This is a genomic window from Noviherbaspirillum sp., assembly GCF_035944575.1.
Taxonomy (GTDB): Bacteria; Pseudomonadota; Gammaproteobacteria; order Burkholderiales; family Burkholderiaceae_D; genus Noviherbaspirillum.
This window is the reverse complement of the sequence record NZ_DASZBA010000059.1, coordinates 1-20502: the sequence shown is the minus strand read 5'-3', so window position 1 is coordinate 20502 and position 20502 is coordinate 1. Positions and strand designations below refer to the sequence as shown.

The window sequence follows — 20502 nt, the reverse complement described above, 5'->3', positions numbered from 1 at the left end:
CAGATCGGACTCACGCATGCAAGACATGGTCGTCACCCGACGGGAAGGACTGTACTGTGTGCCCGGCGGGTTTTACATCGATCCGTGGCGGCCGGTCGACCGCGCCGTCATCACCCATGCACATGCGGATCATGCGCGTATCGGACATGGCCGATATCTCGCCGCCGCTCCCGGAGCAGGCGTACTGAAATCGCGGCTCGGCGATATTCAACTCGATGCACTGCCCTACGGCGAGCGCGTTGTACATAACGGCGTCACCATTTCGCTGCATCCAGCCGGACATGTGCTCGGCTCGGCACAGGTTCGCCTTGAATACCGCGGCGAAGTCTGGGTGGCGTCAGGAGATTACAAGGTCGAAGGAGATCCCACCTGCACGCCATTTGAGCCCGTTCGCTGCGACACTTTCATCACGGAGTCCACCTTCGGTCTGCCGATCTACCAATGGCGTCCGCAGGAAGAAATTTTCACCGACATCAACGACTGGTGGCGCCGCAATGCCGCCGACGAACGTGCCAGCGTGCTGTATTGCTATGCGTTCGGCAAGGCGCAGCGCATTCTCTCAGGCATTGACCCTTCGATCGGCCCGATCATCTGCCATGGCGCCGTCGAGCCTTTGAACCGTGCGTATCGTGAAGCCGGCGTGCCGTTGCCGCCGACGCGCATGGTGACCGATGTCGCCGACAAGGCGGAACTCCGGCGCGCGCTGGTGCTGGCGCCGCCATCAGCCGGCGCATCCCCGTGGATCAAGCGCTTTGGCGACTACAGCGACGGATTCGCCAGCGGATGGATGCTGCTGCGTGGCGCGCGCCGGCGGCGATCCGTGGATCGGGGCTTCGTCCTGTCGGACCATGCCGACTGGCCGGGACTGATGCGGGCGATCCAGTCTACCGAAGCGGAGCGGGTGATCGTCACACATGGGCAGGTAGCAGTAATGGTCCGGTGGCTGCAGCAGAACGGCCTGGATGCCGGTGCGTTCACTACCGAATACGGCGCGGAGGAAGATGTTGAAACGGGAACGGAAGCGCCTCATGCGTGAGTTCGCCCGTCTCTATGCCGAGCTGGACGAAACCACCGCGACCAGCCGGAAACTGCAGGCACTAAAGAATTATTTTGTCGCGGCGGAACCGGAAAACGCCGCCTGGGCGGTGTATTTCCTGGCGGGCGGCAAACCGCGACAGGCGGTACCGACCAAGCTGCTGCGCCAGTTCTCGATCGAGTATGCGGGCATCGATGACTGGCTGTTCGACGAGTGCTATCACGCGGTCGGCGATCTGGCGGAGACGATTGCGCTCATCCTGCCGCCGCCGAAACGTAAGAGCGATGTCGGACTTGCGCAATGGTTGCAGGAGCGTATCGCCCCCTTGCGCGGCGCTTCACCGGACGCCATCCGCTCCGCGATGTTTTCTTACTGGGATGAATTGGAGGCGCGGGAACGCTTCCTGCTGGTGAAGCTGATCGGAGGCGGCTTCCGCGTCGGGGTGTCGCGCCTGCTGGTTACGCGAGCGCTGGGCGAAGTCGCCGGCGTCGATAGCAAGCTGATCGCCCAGCGCCTGATGGGCTGGACCGATGGACGGGCAAGGCCGAGCGCGGAACGCCTGGTGCAGCTGATGGCTCCGCAGTCCGATGCGGAGCATCGCCTCGAAGGCGGACAGCCCTACCCATTTTTCCTGGCCCATGCACTGCAGGCGCCGCCGGAGTCGCTGGGACCAGTGAGTCACTGGCAGGCGGAATGGAAATACGACGGCATCCGGGCCCAGTTGATCAGGCGTGACGGCCAGACATGGCTCTGGTCGCGCGGCGAGGACCTGATCACCGAACGATTCCCGGAAATCGCTGCCATACCGCTGCCCGAAGGCACGGTCCTGGACGGTGAAATCCTCATCTGGTCCGGCGACGCGCCCTCTCCTTTCGCCGCCCTGCAGCAGCGCATCGGCCGCAAGACCTTGTCGGCCAGGATGCTGAAGGAACTGCCGGCCGTCCTGGTCGCCTACGACGTGCTGGAAGTGAACGGCATCGATGTGCGTGCAACCTGGCAGGCGGAACGCCGCAAGCTGCTCGAAGACATCATTCAGCATACCGACACGCCGTCCCTGAAATTATCGCCCCTTGTCACGACCGACAGCTGGCAGGCGCTGGCAGACCTGCGGGAAACCTCCCGGTCACGCTCGGTGGAGGGCCTGATGCTGAAGGCAGTGGAATCGCGCTACGGCGTCGGACGGACAAAGGACAGCGGCACCTGGTGGAAATGGAAGATCGATCCGTATGCCGTCGATGCGGTGCTCATCTATGCGCAGGCTGGCAGCGGACGCCGGGCGTCGCTGTACACGGATTACACCTTTGCCGTCTGGGATGATGATCCGGACGGCCCCGACGGCGCGAGGCGGCTGGTGCCGTTCGCCAAGGCGTATTCCGGCCTGACCGATGCGGAGATCGCCAGGATCGACGCCGCCGTCCGCCGCACCACCATCGAAAAATTCGGGCCGGTGCGCAGCGTCACGCCGACCATGGTGTTCGAGATCGGCTTCGAAGGAATTGCCTTATCACCCCGCCACAAGGCCGGCATTGCGGTGCGATTCCCACGCATTCTGCGCATCCGCGACGACAAGAAAATCGAGGAGGCCGATACCCTGGCCACCCTGCGGGGCATGCTGTGAAGCGCAGCATGCTGCCCGCACCTGCCGCCGCGATCGATGAAATCGATGCCTGGTTCGCCCGGCGGGACTGGACGATTTTTCCGTTTCAGCGGCAGGTATGGCAGGCGGCGCTCGACGGCGAATCCGGCTTGCTGCATGCAACGACCGGTTCCGGAAAAACCTATGCGGTGTGGTTCGCCGCGCTGCATCGGGCGCTGATATCCGACCGGGCGACAGCAAGGCCCGCCGGATTGCGCGTCCTGTGGCTGACGCCGATGCGAGCCCTGGCGGCCGATACGGTCCGCGCCTTGCAGGAACCGCTCGGCGAACTGTTACCGGCGTGGCGGGTCGCCACGCGTACCGGCGATACCGGGTCCGCCGAACGCAATCGGCAATCGAAAGCACTGCCGCAGGCGCTGATCACCACGCCGGAGAGCCTGTCGCTGCTGCTGAGCAAAGCGGATGCGCAGCAAGTCTTCAAGTCGCTCGACATGGTCATTGTCGACGAGTGGCATGAGCTGATGGGCAGCAAGCGCGGCGTGCAGGTGCAGCTTGCACTTGCCCGTCTGTCCAGCTGGAATCCCGGCCTGCTGGTATGGGGTTTGTCGGCAACGCTGGGCAATCTTGCGCAGGCGCAGGAAGTCTTGCTGGGAGCGCGGCGTGGCGTGCTGGTCGAGGCTGCCCTGCCCAAAAAGATCGAAGTCGATTCCCTGATTCCGACCGGGCCGTCGCGCTTCTCCTGGAGTGGTCACCTTGGCGCACAGATGCTGATGCCGGTGATCGGGGAAATCGACGCCCATACAACCACGCTGGTTTTCACCAACACCCGCCCGCAGGCCGAACTCTGGTACCAGGCCATTCTGCAAGCCCGCCCGGACTGGGCCGGCCTCATCGCATTGCACCATGGCTCTCTCGACAAGGCGGTGCGCGACTGGGTCGAGGCCGGTCTGAAAGATGGATCACTGAAAGCGGTGGTCTGCACCTCCAGCCTCGATCTCGGCGTCGACTTTCATCCGGTCGAGCGCGTACTGCAGATCGGCAGCGCCAAGAGCGTCGCGCGGCTGCTGCAGCGCGCCGGCCGCAGCGGCCACGCACCGGGCCGCTTGTCGCGCGTGACCCTGGTGCCTACGCATAACCTGGAATTGCTGGAAGCGGTTGCGGTCCGGGATGCGGTGGAAGCGCGCCGGATCGAGGCCCGTTCCCCGCCGAACAAGCCGCTCGACGTCCTGGTCCAGCACATGGTAACGATCGCACTCGGAGGAGGCTTTACCTCGCAGGCATTATTCGATGAAGTACGCAGCGCATGGGCATACCGTGCGCTTACCGACGAAGAATGGCAGTGGGCGCTGGACTTCGTTGCGCGCGGCGGACAAAGCCTGACCGCCTATCCGGAATACCGCCGCGTCGTGCAGGACGAGCATGGCGTATACCGGGTTCCCGATGCCAGGATCGCCCGGCGGCACCGCATGAGCATGGGCACCATCGTGTCGGATGCGTCGATGACGGTGAAATATCTTGCCGGACCCAGGCTTGGCACGGTCGAGGAATCCTTCATCTCCCGCCTCAAGCCGGGTGATCATTTTCTCTTTGCCGGCCGCCTGCTGCAGTTTGTGCGCATCAATGAGATGACGGCCTACGTCAAGCGCGGCAGTGGCAACAAGCCCGCCATACCGCGCTGGCAGGGAAGCCGCCTTCCGCTGTCCGACGAAGTCGCGCAAAGCATGCTGGCGCGACTGGAACTTGCCGAAGCGGACCGTTTCGACGGTCCGGAAATGCGTGCGCTGCGGCCTCTCCTTCAGGTGCAACGGCGGTGGTCCGCTCTTCCCACCCGCCAGCGGCTGGTCGTGGAAAGCGTATCCAGCCGGGAAGGCCAACACCTGTTTCTCTACCCGTTCGCCGGACGTCTCACCCATCTTGGACTGGCCTCGCTGCTGGCATACCGCATCGCCAGCCAGCGCCCGCTCACCTTCTCGATCGCAGTCAATGACTATGGCATCGAACTGCTTCTGCCGGAATCCCATGATTGGGCAAAGGTTTTTTCACCGGAGGGGCGCTCCATGAAAGGTGCCGATCTAGGCTTATTTTCGGCGGATCGCTTGCTGGAGGATGTGCTTGCAAGTTTGAATGCATCGGAACTGTCGCAACGTCGCTTCCGGGAAATCGCCCGCATTGCCGGTTTGATTTTCCAGGGCTATCCGGGTCAGCCGAAGAGCAATCGCCAGCTCCAGGCATCGTCCAGCCTGTTCTACGAAGTCTTCCGGAAGCATGATGCCGGCAACCTGCTGCTGACCCAGGCGGAACGCGAAGTGCTGGAGCAGGAGCTGGAGTTGTCGCGCTTGCGCGAAACCTTGCTCGTGCTGCAGAGGCAGGATATCGCTTTCTTTTCTACACCAAAGCCGACGCCCTTCGCTTTCCCGCTGATGGTCGACCGGCTGCGCGAGAAATTGTCGACCGAGAAGTTGTCCGACCGGGTTGCACGCATGCTGCGCGAACTGGAGAAGGCAGCGTCGATCTGACATCATTCGCCCCTGCAAGCAATGTGTATTTTTCTCGTCCTCGCTTCGTAAACATGTCCGTCAACCTGCCATCCGCCGTCGTCGCCATTGCCGGAGAAACGATCGAGCTGTTGCCGCAACGCGCGGCCTATTGGCAGGCGCGACGCACGCTATTGGTTGCGGACATCCATTTCGGCAAAGCGGCGGCATTCCGCACACAAGGGGTGCCGGTACCGCATGGAACGACGGCACAAAATCTATCGGCGCTGGACGGCATCGCCGCACAACGCGAAATCGAACACATTCTTTTCCTTGGAGACTTTCTGCACGCGAAGGCGGTCCAGGGATCAGCCACCATGCAAGCCCTGGTTACGTGGCGCAGCCTGCGCCCTGGCCTGCAGATGACGCTGGTGCGCGGCAACCACGACAGCCACGCCGGCGATCCGCCAGAAGCGCTGGGCATGAATGTTGTAGATGAACCGCACCGCGTCGGCCCGTTTTTGTTCTGCCACCATCCGGCGGTGCATGATGATGCCTATGTATTCGCCGGTCATGTACATCCCGTCTACCGTCTGGCAGGCCGCGGCGACATGCTGCGGCTGCCATGCTTTTTGATAGGAAGCGGCTGCGCGCTGCTGCCTTCCTTCGGCGCGTTCACGGGCGGATACGCCGTGCATCCATCGGAGGGCGACCGCGTATTCGTGACGACGGATGACGCCGTCCACGAAGTGCCCTCCACTAGCCGGCGCACGGCGTCCTGACTTCTAGTGCTTCGTATCCGTCTTGTCGGGATCGGGTTTCACCTGGTCAAGCTTGGACAGTTCGTCCGGCTGAATGCCTGTCGGCAAACCGATATCCTCGGTCGCGATTACGTCTTCGGTAGTGCGTACGCCATGTGGTCCTGCGCCGTCGGCAGGGGATTTGTTTGCAGGGGTTGGTCCAGTCATATTCACCTCCAAATCCCGTTCGATTACTTGCCAAAGTCAACGTTCCATATATTGCATCATTGGCGTTGACTTGACTCTCGGCAGCGGGCCTGCGCTACATTGCGGATTTTGCCGAAACGGCCGATTTGACCGACGCCCAATCAACCGGAAGCGGCGCGTAATTGGCCGGCGGCAAACTCCTTATCAGTTCCTGAAGCGCAAGCATGCGCTCCTGCGATGACGGATGCGTGGCAAGCACCGACATCGCCGATGCGCCCTTTCCCTCCTTTTCCGCCATCTTGCTGAAGAAACTCAGCATAGCGTGCGGATCGATGCCGGCGGCCACCATGCGCTTTACCCCATCACGATCCGCATCCATCTCGGCATCGCGCGAGAACTTCATTTGCGTCAGATAACCCGACCAAGCCGCAATCGTGCTGCCGGACAAATCGCCGAACGCGACAGAAAGCAGGATGCCGAAGCCCGCGTTCTTCACCAGATTCTTCAGTGCGTGGCGCTGTTCCACGTGGGCGACTTCATGCGCCAGCACGCCCGCCAATTCCCCGGCACTGCCGGCCTCACGGATCAGACCTGCGTGTACCACCACGACGCCACCCGGCAAGGCAAAAGCATTGACGTCGTTGTTTTCGGCAACGAACCAACGGTAGGTGTATCGCGAACCAGGATGCAGCCGGGAACCGATCTGCCGTACCGCATCGACGGCAGGTCCGCGGTCAATCAGTTTTTGCTCTGACTTGATCTGGTTCAGCACGACGGTACCAATCTTCTCTTCGTACTTCACCGGCACTCTGTCCGCCGCCCATTGCGCGATGGCGTCCGTGTTCAGGAAAAACACGAAAATCGCAATGACCGGCAGCAAGAGATACAGCAGGACAGCAGCGGCACCGAGCCCGAAACGCCGGCGCATGCCGTTCCGCATACCGTTGCTCTTCGCAAGCAGGGTCGCCAACGAAACCGGCGCACCGGATACAAATGCCGCCTGGTCAGCCGGCTGATCGAGGAAGAAGGCGAATTCGCCCGTGCCTGCATTCCAATGGATGCCGGTTTGTTGCAGGTTGAACCCGGCGGCGCGCATGCCAAGCGTCGCGGCCGGAATGTCGTACTCCAGATCCGCTCCCTGCAGATGCAGTACATCGCCGCGCCAACGTCCCGACACCGGGATGCCGCCGCCTGCAATACCGGGTCCGAACAACCTTCCCCTGAACGACATGTCGTCCGGTGGCATGTCAGTTGTCGTCGCCGCCGATCAGGCCGCCCAATCCGCCGAGCGCGCCCGCGCCAAGCAATGAGCCGCTGGAACTACCGGTGGTGGATGTTGCCATCATCAAGCGGCTGGCAAGGCGCGACAGCGGCAAGGATTGCAGCCAGATCTTGCCCGGACCTCGCAGCGTCGCGTAGAACAGGCCCTCGCCGCCGAAGATGGCGGACTTGATCTTGCCGACGTACTTGATATCGAAGTCGACGGTCGGCTGGAATGCGACCACGCATCCGGTGTCGACGCGCAACACTTCGCCGGGTTGCAGGGTGCGCTCGACGAGCGTGCCGCCTGCGTGCACGAACGCCCAGCCGCTGCCTTCCAGCTTCTGCATGATGAAGCCCTCACCGCCGAACAGGCCGGCACCGAGCTTTCGCTGCAATGCGATGCCGAGCGATACGCCCTTGGCGGCGCAGAGGAATGAATCCTTCTGGCAAATCAGCGTGCCGCCGATCTCGGATAAGTGCACCGGCACGATCTTGCCCGGATAAGGCGCGGCGAACGCCACCCGCCGCTTGCCGTTTCCTTCATTGTGAAACACGGTGGTGAACAGGGATTCGCCGGTCAGCAGGCGCTTCCCGGCGCCCATCAACTTGCCGAACAGGCCGCCTTGCTGGCTGCCGTCGCCGAACACCGTATCCATATCGATTCCGTCCTGCATGAACATCATCATGCCGGCTTCGCCGACCGCCGCTTCGCCCGGATCGAGCTCCACTTCGACGTACTGCATGTCCGCACCAAAAATTTCGAAATCGATTTCGTCCATTGCCATGTCTAACCTTTCAAGCGATGAGTGATACAGAAGGAGTGTTGATCGTAGATGGTGTTTTGTTCATTGTCCATATCCGCCCCGGGCCTGTCGATGCGCGGCCTCCTGTACGGTAGGTGAATCATGGGAACGCTCGGGACAGACCGCAAAAAGAATACCATTGCGGCGATGGCGTCCTCTCGCTTCGGATCGGAAGAATCATGCAGACAGGCATTACCTACGCGCTGCTCGCCGCCGCGCTGTTTGGCGCAAGCACCCCGTTCGCCAAGATGCTGGTAGACGATATATCACCGGTCATGCTCGCCGGTCTGCTTTATCTCGGCAGCGGCATCGGCCTGGCGGCCTGGATGGTTGTGCGGCGAATGGCGAACGGCAACAGGCCTGATAAGGGCTCAAGGCTGACTTCGGGGGACCTGCCCTGGCTCGCCGGTGCGATCGCCGCGGGCGGTATCGCCGGCCCGGTGTTGCTGATGATCGGCCTGACCAATACGCCGGCATCATCGGCATCGCTGCTGCTGAACCTGGAGGGCGTCCTTACCGCTCTGATGGCCTGGTTTGTGTTCAAGGAAAACGTGGACCGGCGGGTTGCGCTGGGCATGGGATTGATCGTCGCGGCAGGACTGCTGCTGGCGTGGAATGAACGCCCCGTTGCGGGCCCTCCCTGGGGTGCAATCGCAATCGCGGCAGCCTGCCTGTGCTGGGCGGTCGACAACAATCTGACGCGCAAGGTGTCGGCCGGCGACGCGGTGCAGATCGCCGGAATCAAAGGAATTGCCGCCGGATCGGTGAATCTCGGAATCGCATTCCTGATGGACTATCGGATGCCGGATACAGTCGCGGTGCTGTGCGCGGGCGTGATCGGTTTCTGCGGTTATGGATTAAGCCTCGTGCTGTTCGTACTGGCCTTGCGCAACCTGGGCACGGCCAGGACCGGCGCATACTTTTCCGTCGCGCCTTTTGTTGGTGCAGTCGTCTCGATGGCATTGTTGCAGGACACGCCAGGTACGGCATTCTGGGTCGCCGCCCTGCTGATGGCAGCAGGTATATGGCTGCATATCACGGAAATCCATTCGCACTCGCATGCGCATGAGGAAATGTTCCACAACCATCCGCATCGCCATGACGCTCATCATCAGCACACCCATGACTTCCCCTGGGACGGGAAAGAACCCCATGTGCATCCGCATCGTCATGCGCCGCTCGTGCATTCCCATCCGCATGTGCCGGATATCCATCATCGGCACCGGCATTGATGGTCCGGATTGAGCGTCACTCGAACCATCGCCTGAAGAAATTCAGAATATCTTCAAGACGCTGTTTCTCGCGTTCATAGGTACGCTGCCAATCCCGGACCGTGTCCACCATCTGCTCGATCTGGTCAAGCAGCGAACCGCCCTCTTCCTTGCCCGGCTTCGGCGACGGTCCGGGCGGAGGCGGTGTCGATGGAGCAGGCGGCGCGTCGGATTTGCCGCCGCCGAACAGTCGCTCGAACCAGTTGATCGCGGATTCGACAACCGACGTTTGCGGGCGCTGGAAAACGATGCCGGCGTCGACCAGTCTCGCGCGCAGCGCCTGCTGGAAAAAATCGCCGACCACCGGCAACGCCGTGTTGGCGCCCTGTCCCCAGTGATCACTGCGCATGGTTACTCTTGCATCGTTGAATCCGACCCACGCTCCGGCGACCAGGCGCGGATGCATCAGCACGAACCAGCCATCGGTATTGTTTTGAGTGGTGCCGGTCTTGCCGGCGACATCGGCCCGCAGTCCGAAGCGCGTCTTGATCGCCTGCCCCGTTCCCTGGGTGACCGCTCCGCGCAACATGTCGATCAGCTCATCGGCTGTTTCCGGCGTCATGGCCCGCTTGCTCTCCGCACCGAATTCCACGATGACATTGCCATGCTTGTCCGCGATACGCGTTACCAATACCGGCGTGCGATAGGTGCCTCGCGTCGCGATGCTACTGTAGGCGGCGGCCATCTCCAACGGCGTGACCGGACTGGTTCCGAGCGCCAGTGCCGGCACTTCCTCCAGCGTGCTTTGCCGGATGCCGGCCTTGCGCGCAAAGTCGGCCGCCTTGCCCGGGCCGACCTGCTGCATGATCTGGGCAGTGATGCTGTTTCTTGAATACACCAGGCCGTCACGGACGGTCATCGGGCGCCCTGTCGGCGGAGAGGCGTCGGTCGGCCGCCATACGCCGCCATCCGGCAACGGAATTTCCACAGGCTGGTCGAGGAACTGCTTGCGGGGCGACATGCCTTCTTCCAGGGCGGCGCCATAGACAAACGGCTTGAAGGTCGAGCCGGGTTGCCGCTTGGCTTGCGCCACATGATCATACTGGTCGAGATTGAAGTCGCGGCTCCCGACCCAGGCTTTGACATGCGCGGTCAGCGGATCGATGGCGACGAGGCCTGCCTGCAGGCGTGTCTTTTCAGCACGGAGCTTTTCGATGAATTCACGATCCCCTTTCAAGCGCTCCAATACGGCATCAGAGTCCTCGCCGGCTGCGACCGCATTGCGATACGCGCCCGTCTCGCGGATGAATGCATTGACCAGCGTTTCCTTCGTCTGCCAGAAATGACTGAACGGCTGCACCTGCCTGCGCATGCCGATATATGCGTTCGCGTTGGTGGATTCAAGCTGTCCGGAACGTCGCCCCCATTCGACATCCGCCACCGCCTGCAATGCCTCGGTCTGCCGTTCCAGCGCCTTGTTGGCAGCGGCCTGCATGCGCGAGTCGATGGTGGTCGTGACGATCAGTCCATCTGAATAAATATTGAAGTCGTTGCGGTCGGTCCAGCTGATGAGCCACTTGCGGATATGCTCCGCGAAATGCGGCGCCGGCCCTAGCGCTTCGGGCTGGCGCTCGAAATTCAGCACCATCGGACGACGCATCAACGACTCGACGTTCGCCTGGGTCAGCACTTCCCGCTTTGCCATCTGCGACAGCACGATATTGCGCCGCTTGACCGCCCGCTCGGGATTCAGCACCGGGTTGTAATAGCTCGTCCCCTTCAACATCCCGATCAGCGTGGCGCTTTCGAGAACGCTTAACTTGTCGGCCGATTTGTCGAAATAGGTACGGGCCGCCATTTCAATGCCGAACGCGTTGTACAGGAAGGGCACGGTGTTCAGGTAAGTGACTAGAATTTCCTTCTTGCTGTATGCGTATTCGATCTTCAGCGCGGTGATCAACTCCTTCAGTTTTCGGGTAATGGTGCGTTGCCGGCCGATTTCTTCCGGGTAGAGATTGCGCGCGAGCTGCTGCGTGATCGTCGAACCGCCTTGCGGGTTGCCCAGCAAGGTTTTCACGATGCTGCTGGCAGTACGTTTCAGGTCGACGCCATGGTGTTCGTAGAACCGATGATCCTCGGTAGCGATCAATGCGCTGATGACGTGCGGCGATACCTTGTTCAGCTCCACCCATTCCCGATTGACACGCTTGAACACCGCCAGACGCTTGCCGTCGGATGACATGATCACGCTCGGCTGCTCGACCTTGGCCTTGCGGATATCGGCAATGCTTGGCGTAAAAGGAATGAGCAGAACGGCATAGATGCACAGCAGTACGGTGAAAACGATCGCCAGCGAGGCCAACCCCTTGAATGCGGAGCCGGCTTTCGCCTGCCATCCCAGTTCAGGATTTCTCAGCGCCAGAAAGTACCGGACAATTTGGCGAAACAGCCGGCGAAAGAATTCGATGAAGCGTATATGCATGGATCTCGTCGAATGCGGCAACAGGGCCGCTTGCTTCCTAAGATTGTGATTGGTTACGCGATGAACCGGCGACCGCTGCAAGCGGCGCGTCGATCACCAATGGCGATAACGGATAGGCAACGCATGGCAATATGTAGCCGTCCTTTTTTTCATCCGCACTGACACCCGGCCATTCGATGGCGTACCGTATCTGTCCGCTCACCACGCGACAGAGACAAGTACGGCAGGTGCCATTTCTGCAAGAGCTCGGCATGCGGATTCCGGCGCGTTCGGCAGCGGCGAGCAGCGACAACGAATTGTCCGCAGAAAATCGCAGTCCGCCTGGCTGAATGTCCACCAGGAACGATTCACTGGCATTCTTCACAACAGATCCCTTTCAAGTTCGACATTGTGCCGCAAATTTTTGCTCAATTATTGTTCTTCCGCACCGACACTCGCACATCCGGATCATGCGCTCAACGTATAATCTTGCGGCACGGCCACGTCTCATGCAGATCCTCGCAGGCCGGGCATTACCCAGAGTCATTGTCATCGCTTCCACTTCCGCCAACGCAGGTTTTTTACATGCCGCCCACGATGCTTTCAGCGCAGAATTCCGTTAGTGTGACTTCGATGCATGCGCCACGATCGGTGGCACAAATGGCATCACGTCCGGGCCGCATGATACTGGATCGTCCCAGCATTTCCACCTCAACGGATTGATCAAGTGACACAGGAAAAGCAAATCGTGGTGATTGGCGGCGGCGTAGTCGGCGTCTGCACTGCCTATCATCTTGCCGCGGCAGGCCATGAAGTCGTGGTCGTCGAGCGACATCACAATGTCGCCCAGGAAGCGAGCTATGCCAATGGCGGTGTGATCGCACCAGGCTACGCAACGCCGTGGGCCGCACCCGGCATGCCAAAGAAGATTCTTTCTTACCTCTTCAAGTCCGAAGCTCCCGTGCTGCTCAAGCCGACGCTGGACCGTGCGCTCTGGCGCTGGGTGCGGCAATGGATGGCGGAGTGCGACATCGATCGCTATCGCATCAACAAGGAGCGCATGCAGCGGGTTGCGTTCTACAGCCGCGACGTGCTGAGAGAGATGCGTGAGCGATTCCAGATCGATTACGAACAGACCCAGGGGGTTTTGCAACTTTTTCGTTCCCGGCAGGACATGAAGCTGGCAGAGCCGGCCTGCGCAATGCTGGAGGAAGCCGGCGTGCCGCATCAGGTCGTCGACGCGCAAGAAGCGCTTGCCATTGAACCGTCGCTGCATGAGCAGACCGCATTGACCGGCGGCATCTACCTGCCACAGGATGAATCCGGCAATTGTCCATTGTTTACCAAGCGATTGAAGTACATTGCGCGCTCCATCGGCGTCCATTTCCACTTCACCAGCAGCGTGCACTCGATCCAGCCCGAAGGTGGCCGTGTGGCGTTGCGCATCGACGACCAGATTTTCTCCGCCGATGCAGTGGTCGTCGCCGCGGGCATCGACAGTGCGAGGCTGCTGAAGCCCCTCGGCATACATATCCCGCTGTATCCGGTAAAGGGATACTCCGCGACGGCATCCATCAAGAATTTCGATCGCGCGCCGCGCGCATCGGTGGTCGACGAATCGTATAAGGTCGGCATCACCCGCATGGGCAACCGCATTCGCGTCGCTGGCACGGCAGAGCTCGGATCGCGTGATGTCGAGCTGCATCAGGCTGCCATTCGTACTCTGGTAAAGGTAGGCGACGACTGGTTTCCCGATGCAGCGAACTACAACACCTCGACATTCTGGTGCGGCACGCGTCCGATGCTGCCGGACGGCCCGCCGCTACTTGGCGCCACACCGGTGCGCAACATCTACGTAAACATCGGCCATGGCTCTACCGGATGGGCCATGGCCGCCGGTTCCGGCAAAGTCGTCGCCGACATCATTTCCGGACGCGCTCCGGAAATCGACATGGACGGCCTGACGCTGTCCCGTTATGGATAGCGTCGGCTGTGTCGTCATTGGCGCAGGCGTGGTTGGCCTCGCGGTGGCACGCATATTGGCGCGCGCGGGACTCGAGGTCGTGGTCGTCGAATCCCAGGCATCGATCGGCACGGAAACCAGTTCGCGCAACAGCGAAGTCATCCACGCGGGACTGTATTATCCGACCGGAAGCCTGAAGGCGAAGTTGTGCGTCCAGGGACGCGATGCGCTGTATGCCTATTGCGCAGAACGCGGCATCGATCATCAGCGTTGCGGCAAGCTCGTGGTTGCCACCTCGCCCGCGCAGATAACCAAGCTGAATGCCATTCTCGCCCAGGCACATGCCAACGGCTGCACCGAAGTTACCGCCATCACCGCCGACGCCGCGCGTGCCCTCGAACCGGCGCTATCATGCGTCGAAGCGCTGCATTCCCCGAATACCGGCATCGTCGACAGCCATGCCTACATGCTTTCCCTGCAAGCGGATGCAGAATCCGCCGGTGCCGCATTTGCCTTCGACAGCCGCATCATCGCAGGGAGCCACTTGCAGGACGGTATCAAGCTGACCGTCACCTCGGGTGATGGCGACACGACGGAACTGCATGCATCGACCGTCGTGAATTGCGCCGGCCTGTGGGCGCCGCGCATCGCCGGAACGATCGACGGCCTTGACGGGACAACCATCCCCACGGCGTACTTTGCCAAGGGCAGTTACTTTGCACTGGGATGCAAGGCGCCATTTACCCGTCTGATCTATCCAGTCCCGGAGGAAGGCGGTCTCGGCGTGCACCTGACTCTTGATCTCGGAGGCCAGGCGCGCTTCGGCCCGGACATACAATGGCTGGACAACTGCGACGACTCCGAGATTGATTACCGCGTCGACCCGTCGCATGCCGCCGCTTTCTATAACGAGATTCGCGCCTATTGGCCGGACCTGCCCGACGGATCACTGCAACCCGCGTATGCAGGTGTCAGACCGAAAATAAGCCCACCGGGCGCACCGGCTGCCGACTTTCTGTTTGCATCGCACGGCAGCGCGCACTATCTCGGACTGTATGGCATCGAGTCGCCCGGACTGACCGCATCGCTGGCAATCGCAAACCATGTCGCATCGCTGCTTGGCATGGCGGCGGATGGGCATACAATCTGAGTTCTCCACCCTACGCCGGCGCATCCCATGCCTGATCCGTCATTGCTGTACGACCAACGCACCATCCGCACTATCGAAAGCGCGGCGCTTGCGGCGCATCCACCCGGCACACTCATGCAACGTGCCGGTGCGGCGAGCGCGGAAGCGGCATTGCGGCTGATTGGTGAAAAGGATTCAAATGATCCGGTGCTGATTCTTGCCGGTCCCGGCAACAACGGCGGCGACGCGCTGGTCGCCGCGGTTTGCCTCCTGCGTGCCGGTGTTCCGGTCCGTGTGCTCCTGCAGGCCGATCCGGCACGGCAACCAGCTGACGCGCAGCAGGCGTTGCAGCAGGCACGTGCGGATGGTGTGGAGATGATGGATGTCGATCGCTGGCCTGATTGCATTGGCCATCGCTGGCGCTTGATCATCGACGGTTTGTTCGGCATCGGGCTTGCGCGACCCATCGAGGGCGCGACTGCTGCCTTGATTGCCGCATTGAACGACATTGATTGCCCGTTACTGGCTTTGGACGTACCGAGCGGCCTCGATGCGGATACCGGCAACATCGTCGGTCCGCATGGCGTCGCAGTACGCGCAAGCCATACGATTACCTTCATCGGCAACAAGCCGGGGCTGCATACCGCTCACGGAACCGACCATGCCGGCATGGTCGAAGTTGCCTCCCTCGATCTGGACGACAGCTTTTTCCCGCCGGCGGCAATCCGCCTGAACGCGTTAACGCAGTTCTCGCATGCCCTGCAACCCCGCAAGCGCAATTCACACAAAGGAAGCTTCGGCGATCTCACCATCGTCGGCGGCGCGCATGGCATGGCAGGCGCCGCGATACTTGCCGCGCGAGCAGGTGCGAAATCCGGCGCCGGACGCGTATTCGCCGCTTTCCTCGACACCCCTCCGGGCTACGATAGCGTCCAACCCGAGCTAATGTGCAGGCCGGCGCAGAAGCATGAGTTCAGCAGCGGCGCATTGGTCGCGGGGCCGGGTCTCGGTACGGAAGCCGATGCGGCGGATGTACTTGCGCGTGTATTGAAAACGACGCTACCGCTGGTTCTGGATGCGGACGCATTGAATCTGCTGGCATCCGATGCGACTCTGCGCCGATTGCTGGTCGCGCGTACTGCTGCTGCGGTAATGACCCCGCATCCGCTTGAAGCGGCGCGCTTGCTCTCGACCGGCAGCGCTGACGTTCAGGCGGATCGGATTGCCGCCGCGCGCAAGCTGGCCGAATCGTTCAACAGCATTGTTGTGCTGAAGGGTGCGGGCAGCATCGTGGCGCGCCAGGACGGCACATCGATTATCAATACCACCGGCAATCCCGGACTTGCCACCGCGGGCACGGGAGATGTGCTCGCCGGAATATGTGGTGCCCTGCTTGCACAAGGATGGCCGGCATGGGAAGCGGCGCTCGCGTCGGTCTGGCTGCACGGAAGGGCGGCGGACCTGCTGCTCGGGAACGGCATCGGGCCGGTGGGACTTACCGCCGGCGAGTTGATCCCGGAAGTTCGGCAGCTGATCAATGACCTGACGATGCAGTACGGAAGAAGGGTTCGCTAAAGCAAGGCAGGTTTCCGTCAGACGAGACGCCCTGCCGTGATCGTGATGGTTCGTCTGCAGCGCGCGGCAATCGCGAGATCGTGCGTCACCAGCACCAATGTCGAACGCCGTTCCTGGTTCAGCTCGAACATCAACTGGATGACGGATTCGCCGGTCGCCGCATCTAGGCTGCCGGTCGGCTCATCCGCGAACAGCAATGGCGGTTCGGTCACGAACGCGCGCGCCAGCGCGACCCTTTGCTGTTCTCCGCCGGACAGATACTTCGGGTAATGCTTAAGCCGGCTCGACAACCCTACCCTGCCGAGCATCTTTTCTGCTTTTTCCCTTGCGTCCCCATCCCGCCGCAATTCGAGCGGCAACATCACATTTTCCAGTGCGTTTAGATGGGCAAGCAATTGAAATGACTGGAACACGAATCCCAGCTTGGCCTGGCGCAACCCGGCCCGGCCATCTTCGTCCAATGCAAAAATATCTTCGCCGTCCAGCCTGACGGTACCGCTGGTCGGCGTATCCAGCCCGGCAAGGATGCCGAGCAACGTGGACTTGCCTGAACCTGATGCCCCGACGATTGCCAGCGTCTCGCCAGGCCGCACTGTAAAATCGATCTCATTCAAGATAGTGAGCTCGCCGGTCGCATCGGCAACACGCTTGGTGAGTTTGCTGACTTCAATCGCATTGGACACAACTGTGGAAGGATCTCGCATGCGGGACGTTAAGAACTTCGAAGGATTGATGAAACTGTTTCGAACGGCAGTATTGCTTGCGTTCGCCCTATTTGCGTCGAGCGCCTATTCTGCATCAAAAACAGTGCTTGTGCTCGGTGACAGTCTGTCGGCGGAATACGGCTTGGCGCGCGGAAGCGGATGGGTAGCATTGCTCGAAAAGAAACTGCAGGCCGAAAAAATTGATGCCCGAATAGTAAATGCCAGCATTAGCGGCGAGACGACCAGCGGCGGACGGGCACGGCTGCCTGCGTTGCTGGACCAGCATAAACCCGATGTGGTTGTAATCGAATTGGGTGGAAACGATGCATTACGAGGCCTGGCGCTGAATTCCACCGAGGACAATCTCGCCGCGATGATTACTGCATCCCAGAAGGTCAAGGCAAGGGTCTTGTTGATTGGCATGCAAATTCCACCAAACTATGGACGGGATTACGCGCAAAAGTTTGCGGCCATTTATGCCAGGCTTGCGAAAGAGAAGAAAACGGACCTGGTCCCGTTCCTTCTTGAAGTGGTGGCAGAGCAGCCCCAGTTATTCCAGGGCGATCGAATTCATCCGACCGCCGAGGCGCAGCCGCTGATATTGAACAATGTATGGCCGCATCTCAAACCGATGCTGTCGAAATAAGATAGTGCCACAAAAGAAACGGCCCTTCCGCTTTGCAGGGGAAGGGCCGTTTCTTTCTGTGAAATGCATGCATCGCGGCGATGGACGATGCTACCGCCCGCGTTGCCGGCGTAAGATTGACGCCGCTGTTACTCGTTGCCTGTTTGACCGGCATCCTTCTTCGCACCGCCGCTCACGATCTCGACCTTGGCCTTCGTCTTCAGCGACTCGATGTACGCAAGCATTTCCTGCTGCGCAATTGCATTGGCAAGCTGCTGCTGTTCAGCTTGTCGGCGCGCATTGTCTGTATTGGCAGGCTGGGCGACCTTATTGATGCGGTAGATCCCGTACCCCTGATTCGGCAGATCTACACCGACATACGTCGGCAGTTTTCCTGTGTCGGCTTTCATCACCGCAGCCAGGGCTGGCCCAGGAATACCTTCTGCTTTCGTTCGGGAGACTGTCTTCGGCGCACTGAAGCCCGTGGCATCGGCCTTCGTTTTCACTTCGGCCAGTTTTGCCTTGCCTTCCTGTTCAGCCAGCTTCGCGGCTTCAATGCCCGCCACGCGTTCGCGGACAACAGCTTGCACCTCTTCGAATGGACGTGTTGTAACCGGCTTGTATTCAACGATCCGGCCGGCGACCAATGTGTTCGGTGCAACTTCAACAGCTTCCGTGTTGCGCTTGTTCTTCAATGTATCATCGGAGAAGAGCGCCGAAAGAAATTTCGGGTTGTTATAAGGTGCTTTTGCCTCATTTGGTGCAGGACTGCGGGTGATGCCCGATGCCGTCTCAATTTTAAGGTTGAGCTTGTCTGCGACCGGCTTCAGACTTTCCGATTGCTCGTACACCATGTTGCTGAACGTCTCTGCTGATTCCGTGTACTTTTTCGCGGCGAGCTGCTTCTTGATTTCGGCTGCTATTTCACCCTTCACTTCATCCAGCGGCTGGACGGAAGCCGGCTTCACGTCAGTCAATTGAATGATATGAAATCCGAAGTCGGACTGAACAAGACCGCTGATGTCGCCCTTCTTCATCTGAAAGACTGTGTCTTCGAATGGCTTGACCATCATGCCCTTGCCGAAGAAATCAAGATCGCCCCCGCGTTCGGCGGAACCGGGATCCTGAGAATTTTCCTTCGCGATCTTTGCAAAATCAGTCGGATTCTTCTTCACCTGTTCAAGCAGCTTCTCCGCCTTGGCCTTGACTGCGGCCTTGTCTGCGTCCGAAGCATCTTTTTTCACTGTAAGCAGAATATGGCTGGCGCGGCGTTGTTCATCGACTGTGTACCGCTTTGCGTTTTGATCATAATAAGACTTGATATCCGCATCGCTCACGGAAATCTGGGACGACAATGCTGCACTATCGAGCATCACATACTCGATCTTGGCTTGCTCAGGAATCTGAAACTGGGAGGTATTCTTCTCATAGTACGCCTTCAGCATTTCATCGGTAACCTTCACCTTCGATGCATAGTCGCTCGGCTTGAATAGCATTTCCTGGATTTCACGCTGCTGATCATTCAGATCCGACAGCTTCGACGCAACCGTCTTCGGTGCAAACGCAGTGGCTTGAATCGCATCGTTAATCTGCTGCAACGCAAGGTCCTGCCGCAAGCGCGCCTCGTACGATGCAGGAGTCATTCCCTGCATGGCAAGCAGCGATTTGTACTGCTCGCCATCGAACTTGCCGTCCGGCGTGGTGAGCCCTGGAATGGCCAGTATGGTCTGCTGCAATACCTGATCAGGCACCGACAAGTTTTTATTTGCTGCTTCGGCCGCAATTACCCGCCGTGCGATAAGGGTGTCGAGAATGTTCTGCCGCGCCTCTGGCGTATCGAACATTTTCGGATCGAACTGCGGGCCGAACATTTGGCGGAAACGATCCATCTGCTCCCGCTGCGCGGCATCAAGCTCTTCCTTGCTGATGATTTGTCCCGCGACTTTGGCAACGGCATTTTCGCTGCCACGGGAATTGGTATAGCTTTCGAGACCGAAAAATGCGAACGACGGAATGATGAACAGCAGCAGAATGAACTGCATCAAACGACGATGGGAGCGGATGAAATCAAACATGGTCAGCCAATCACAGACGAATCGCGATATGTGTATCGCATATGAAAAAAGGCGAACTCGCGTTCGCCTTTTTTGGTTATTGGCGGAGTGGACGGGACTCGAACCCGCGACCCCCGGCGTGACAGGCCGGTATTCTAACCGACTGAACTACCACTCCTAAACTACTCATTATTGCTTCATGCTGTCTGACGGCTTTTGGTGGGTGCTGAGAGGCTCGAACTCCCGACCTACGCCTTGTAAGGGCGCCGCTCTACCAACTGAGCTAAGCACCCGGATCCACACTTAGCTGTCAAACATATGACGTTTGTCACCACGTCATGAAGACCGCAATTCTACAACATCTTTCGCAGTCACGCTAGTTAACTGCGTCCTTTAATCCTTTGCCGGGGCGGAATTTTGGAACTTTGGCTGCCTTGATCTTGATTGCGTCTCCGGTACGCGGGTTCCGGCCGGTACGTGCGGCACGCTTACCGACGGAGAAAGTACCGAAACCTACCAGGGTTACTGTACCGTTCTTCTTCAATGTCGTTTTCACGGCGCCAATCATTGCATCCAATGCACGCGTGGAAGCCGCCTTGGAGATGTCCGCAGACCGCGCAATATGATCAATCAATTCGGTTTTGTTCACTGGTGTCCCCT

17 protein-coding genes and 2 tRNA genes are annotated in these 20502 nt (G+C 60.1%); 9 read left to right on the top strand and 10 right to left on the bottom strand.

Annotation, left to right across the window (positions count from 1 at the left end; all coding sequences use genetic code 11):
* Window positions 1-16 precede the first annotated feature (16 nt).
* Genes VGU61_RS03345 through pdeM form a run of 4 tightly spaced genes read left to right on the top strand, consistent with a single transcriptional unit; the run spans window position 17 to window position 5889 of the window.
* Window positions 17-1036 (top strand): ligase-associated DNA damage response exonuclease, encoded by a 1020-nt coding sequence (locus VGU61_RS03345; protein ID WP_326857680.1) that lies wholly within the window; start codon window positions 17-19, stop codon window positions 1034-1036.
* Window positions 1029-2654, top strand: coding sequence for an ATP-dependent DNA ligase (locus VGU61_RS03340; RefSeq protein ID WP_326857679.1), 1626 nt, complete (start codon window positions 1029-1031; stop codon window positions 2652-2654). The genes VGU61_RS03345 and VGU61_RS03340 overlap by 8 nt, the downstream gene beginning before the upstream one ends.
* 8 nt (window positions 2655-2662) lie before the next feature.
* Window positions 2663-5149: a ligase-associated DNA damage response DEXH box helicase gene (locus tag VGU61_RS03335; protein ID WP_326857678.1), complete on the top strand. Its 2487-nt coding sequence runs from the start codon at window positions 2663-2665 to the stop codon at window positions 5147-5149.
* A gap of 53 nt (window positions 5150-5202) precedes the next feature.
* Window positions 5203-5889 carry a ligase-associated DNA damage response endonuclease PdeM gene (pdeM, locus tag VGU61_RS03330; RefSeq protein ID WP_326857677.1) on the top strand — a complete coding sequence of 229 codons (687 nt, stop codon included), beginning with the start codon at window positions 5203-5205 and terminating at the stop codon, window positions 5887-5889.
* Window positions 5890-5892: 3 nt separating this feature from the next.
* On the opposite strand, the gene VGU61_RS03325 is transcribed toward pdeM, so the two are convergent.
* From VGU61_RS03325 to VGU61_RS03315, 3 genes are all read right to left on the bottom strand, one after another.
* Window positions 5893-6075, bottom strand: coding sequence for a hypothetical protein (locus VGU61_RS03325; RefSeq protein ID WP_326857676.1), 183 nt, complete (start codon window positions 6073-6075; stop codon window positions 5893-5895).
* Between the two features lie 94 nt (window positions 6076-6169).
* Window positions 6170-7300, bottom strand: coding sequence for a M48 family metallopeptidase (locus VGU61_RS03320; protein WP_326857675.1), 1131 nt, complete (start codon window positions 7298-7300; stop codon window positions 6170-6172).
* A 1-nt stretch (window position 7301) separates the two neighbouring features.
* Window positions 7302-8102 carry a TIGR00266 family protein gene (locus tag VGU61_RS03315; protein ID WP_326857674.1) on the bottom strand — a complete coding sequence of 267 codons (801 nt, stop codon included), beginning with the start codon at window positions 8100-8102 and terminating at the stop codon, window positions 7302-7304.
* A 197-nt stretch (window positions 8103-8299) separates the two neighbouring features.
* On the opposite strand from VGU61_RS03315, the gene VGU61_RS03310 reads away from it, so the two are divergent.
* Window positions 8300-9352, top strand: coding sequence for a DMT family transporter (locus VGU61_RS03310; RefSeq protein WP_326857673.1), 1053 nt, complete (start codon window positions 8300-8302; stop codon window positions 9350-9352).
* Window positions 9353-9368: 16 nt separating this feature from the next.
* On the opposite strand, the gene VGU61_RS03305 is transcribed toward VGU61_RS03310, so the two are convergent.
* Both VGU61_RS03305 and VGU61_RS03300 read right to left on the bottom strand, forming a co-directional pair.
* Window positions 9369-11813, bottom strand: coding sequence for a penicillin-binding protein 1A (locus VGU61_RS03305; RefSeq protein WP_326857672.1), 2445 nt, complete (start codon window positions 11811-11813; stop codon window positions 9369-9371).
* A gap of 37 nt (window positions 11814-11850) precedes the next feature.
* Window positions 11851-12177: a 2Fe-2S iron-sulfur cluster-binding protein gene (locus tag VGU61_RS03300; RefSeq protein WP_414691588.1), complete on the bottom strand. Its 327-nt coding sequence runs from the start codon at window positions 12175-12177 to the stop codon at window positions 11851-11853.
* 342 nt (window positions 12178-12519) lie between these two features.
* Between VGU61_RS03300 and VGU61_RS03295 the strand changes: the two genes are divergently transcribed.
* The 3 genes from VGU61_RS03295 to VGU61_RS03285 are packed head-to-tail and all read left to right on the top strand — an operon-like array spanning window position 12520 to window position 16459.
* Window positions 12520-13776 carry a D-amino acid dehydrogenase gene (locus VGU61_RS03295; RefSeq protein ID WP_326857671.1) on the top strand — a complete coding sequence of 419 codons (1257 nt, stop codon included), beginning with the start codon at window positions 12520-12522 and terminating at the stop codon, window positions 13774-13776.
* Entirely contained in the window at window positions 13769-14905 is a 1137-nt protein-coding gene (locus VGU61_RS03290) for an NAD(P)/FAD-dependent oxidoreductase (protein ID WP_326857670.1), read from the top strand. The genes VGU61_RS03295 and VGU61_RS03290 overlap by 8 nt, the downstream gene beginning before the upstream one ends.
* Before the next feature lie 27 nt (window positions 14906-14932).
* Window positions 14933-16459, top strand: a complete 1527-nt coding sequence (locus VGU61_RS03285; RefSeq protein WP_326857669.1) for an NAD(P)H-hydrate dehydratase — start codon at window positions 14933-14935, stop codon at window positions 16457-16459.
* Between the two features lie 17 nt (window positions 16460-16476).
* Here the strand turns inward: VGU61_RS03285 and VGU61_RS03280 are convergent, their stop codons facing one another.
* Complete coding sequence (locus VGU61_RS03280) at window positions 16477-17163, bottom strand: ABC transporter ATP-binding protein (RefSeq protein ID WP_326857668.1); 687 nt, start codon at window positions 17161-17163, stop codon at window positions 16477-16479.
* Window positions 17164-17191: 28 nt separating this feature from the next.
* Here VGU61_RS03280 and VGU61_RS03275 point away from each other — a divergent pair, with 28 nt between their 5' ends.
* Window positions 17192-17809, top strand: a complete 618-nt coding sequence (locus tag VGU61_RS03275) for an arylesterase (protein ID WP_326857688.1) — start codon at window positions 17192-17194, stop codon at window positions 17807-17809.
* A 128-nt stretch (window positions 17810-17937) separates the two neighbouring features.
* Here the strand turns inward: VGU61_RS03275 and VGU61_RS03270 are convergent, their stop codons facing one another.
* The 4 genes from VGU61_RS03270 to VGU61_RS03255 all read right to left on the bottom strand — a co-directional run bounded on the left by VGU61_RS03270 (window position 17938) and on the right by VGU61_RS03255 (window position 20491).
* Window positions 17938-19863 carry a SurA N-terminal domain-containing protein gene (locus tag VGU61_RS03270; RefSeq protein ID WP_326857667.1) on the bottom strand — a complete coding sequence of 642 codons (1926 nt, stop codon included), beginning with the start codon at window positions 19861-19863 and terminating at the stop codon, window positions 17938-17940.
* Window positions 19864-19943: 80 nt separating this feature from the next.
* A tRNA-Asp gene (locus VGU61_RS03265) sits at window positions 19944-20020 on the bottom strand.
* 39 nt (window positions 20021-20059) lie between these two features.
* Window positions 20060-20135 (bottom strand) — tRNA-Val (locus VGU61_RS03260).
* Window positions 20136-20218: 83 nt separating this feature from the next.
* Window positions 20219-20491, bottom strand: a complete 273-nt coding sequence (locus tag VGU61_RS03255; RefSeq protein ID WP_326857687.1) for an HU family DNA-binding protein — start codon at window positions 20489-20491, stop codon at window positions 20219-20221.
* Window positions 20492-20502 lie beyond the last annotated feature (11 nt).

What these genes read in the sequence shown, in the direction of transcription:
- VGU61_RS03345 (WP_326857680.1), top strand. Translation starts at nt 17, where the DNA reads ATGCAAGACATGGTCGTCACCCGACGGGAAGGACTGTACTGTGTGCCC.
- VGU61_RS03340 (WP_326857679.1), top strand. Translation starts at nt 1,029, where the DNA reads ATGCGTGAGTTCGCCCGTCTCTATGCCGAGCTGGACGAAACCACCGCG.
- VGU61_RS03335 (WP_326857678.1), top strand. Translation starts at nt 2,663, where the DNA reads ATGCTGCCCGCACCTGCCGCCGCGATCGATGAAATCGATGCCTGGTTC.
- pdeM (WP_326857677.1), top strand. Translation starts at nt 5,203, where the DNA reads ATGTCCGTCAACCTGCCATCCGCCGTCGTCGCCATTGCCGGAGAAACG.
- VGU61_RS03325 (WP_326857676.1), bottom strand. Translation starts at nt 6,075, where the DNA reads ATGACTGGACCAACCCCTGCAAACAAATCCCCTGCCGACGGCGCAGGA.
- VGU61_RS03320 (WP_326857675.1), bottom strand. Translation starts at nt 7,300, where the DNA reads ATGCCACCGGACGACATGTCGTTCAGGGGAAGGTTGTTCGGACCCGGT.
- VGU61_RS03315 (WP_326857674.1), bottom strand. Translation starts at nt 8,102, where the DNA reads ATGGCAATGGACGAAATCGATTTCGAAATTTTTGGTGCGGACATGCAG.
- VGU61_RS03310 (WP_326857673.1), top strand. Translation starts at nt 8,300, where the DNA reads ATGCAGACAGGCATTACCTACGCGCTGCTCGCCGCCGCGCTGTTTGGC.
- VGU61_RS03305 (WP_326857672.1), bottom strand. Translation starts at nt 11,813, where the DNA reads ATGCATATACGCTTCATCGAATTCTTTCGCCGGCTGTTTCGCCAAATT.
- VGU61_RS03290 (WP_326857670.1), top strand. Translation starts at nt 13,769, where the DNA reads ATGGATAGCGTCGGCTGTGTCGTCATTGGCGCAGGCGTGGTTGGCCTC.
- VGU61_RS03285 (WP_326857669.1), top strand. Translation starts at nt 14,933, where the DNA reads ATGCCTGATCCGTCATTGCTGTACGACCAACGCACCATCCGCACTATC.
- VGU61_RS03280 (WP_326857668.1), bottom strand. Translation starts at nt 17,163, where the DNA reads ATGCGAGATCCTTCCACAGTTGTGTCCAATGCGATTGAAGTCAGCAAA.
- VGU61_RS03275 (WP_326857688.1), top strand. Translation starts at nt 17,192, where the DNA reads ATGAAACTGTTTCGAACGGCAGTATTGCTTGCGTTCGCCCTATTTGCG.
- VGU61_RS03270 (WP_326857667.1), bottom strand. Translation starts at nt 19,863, where the DNA reads ATGTTTGATTTCATCCGCTCCCATCGTCGTTTGATGCAGTTCATTCTG.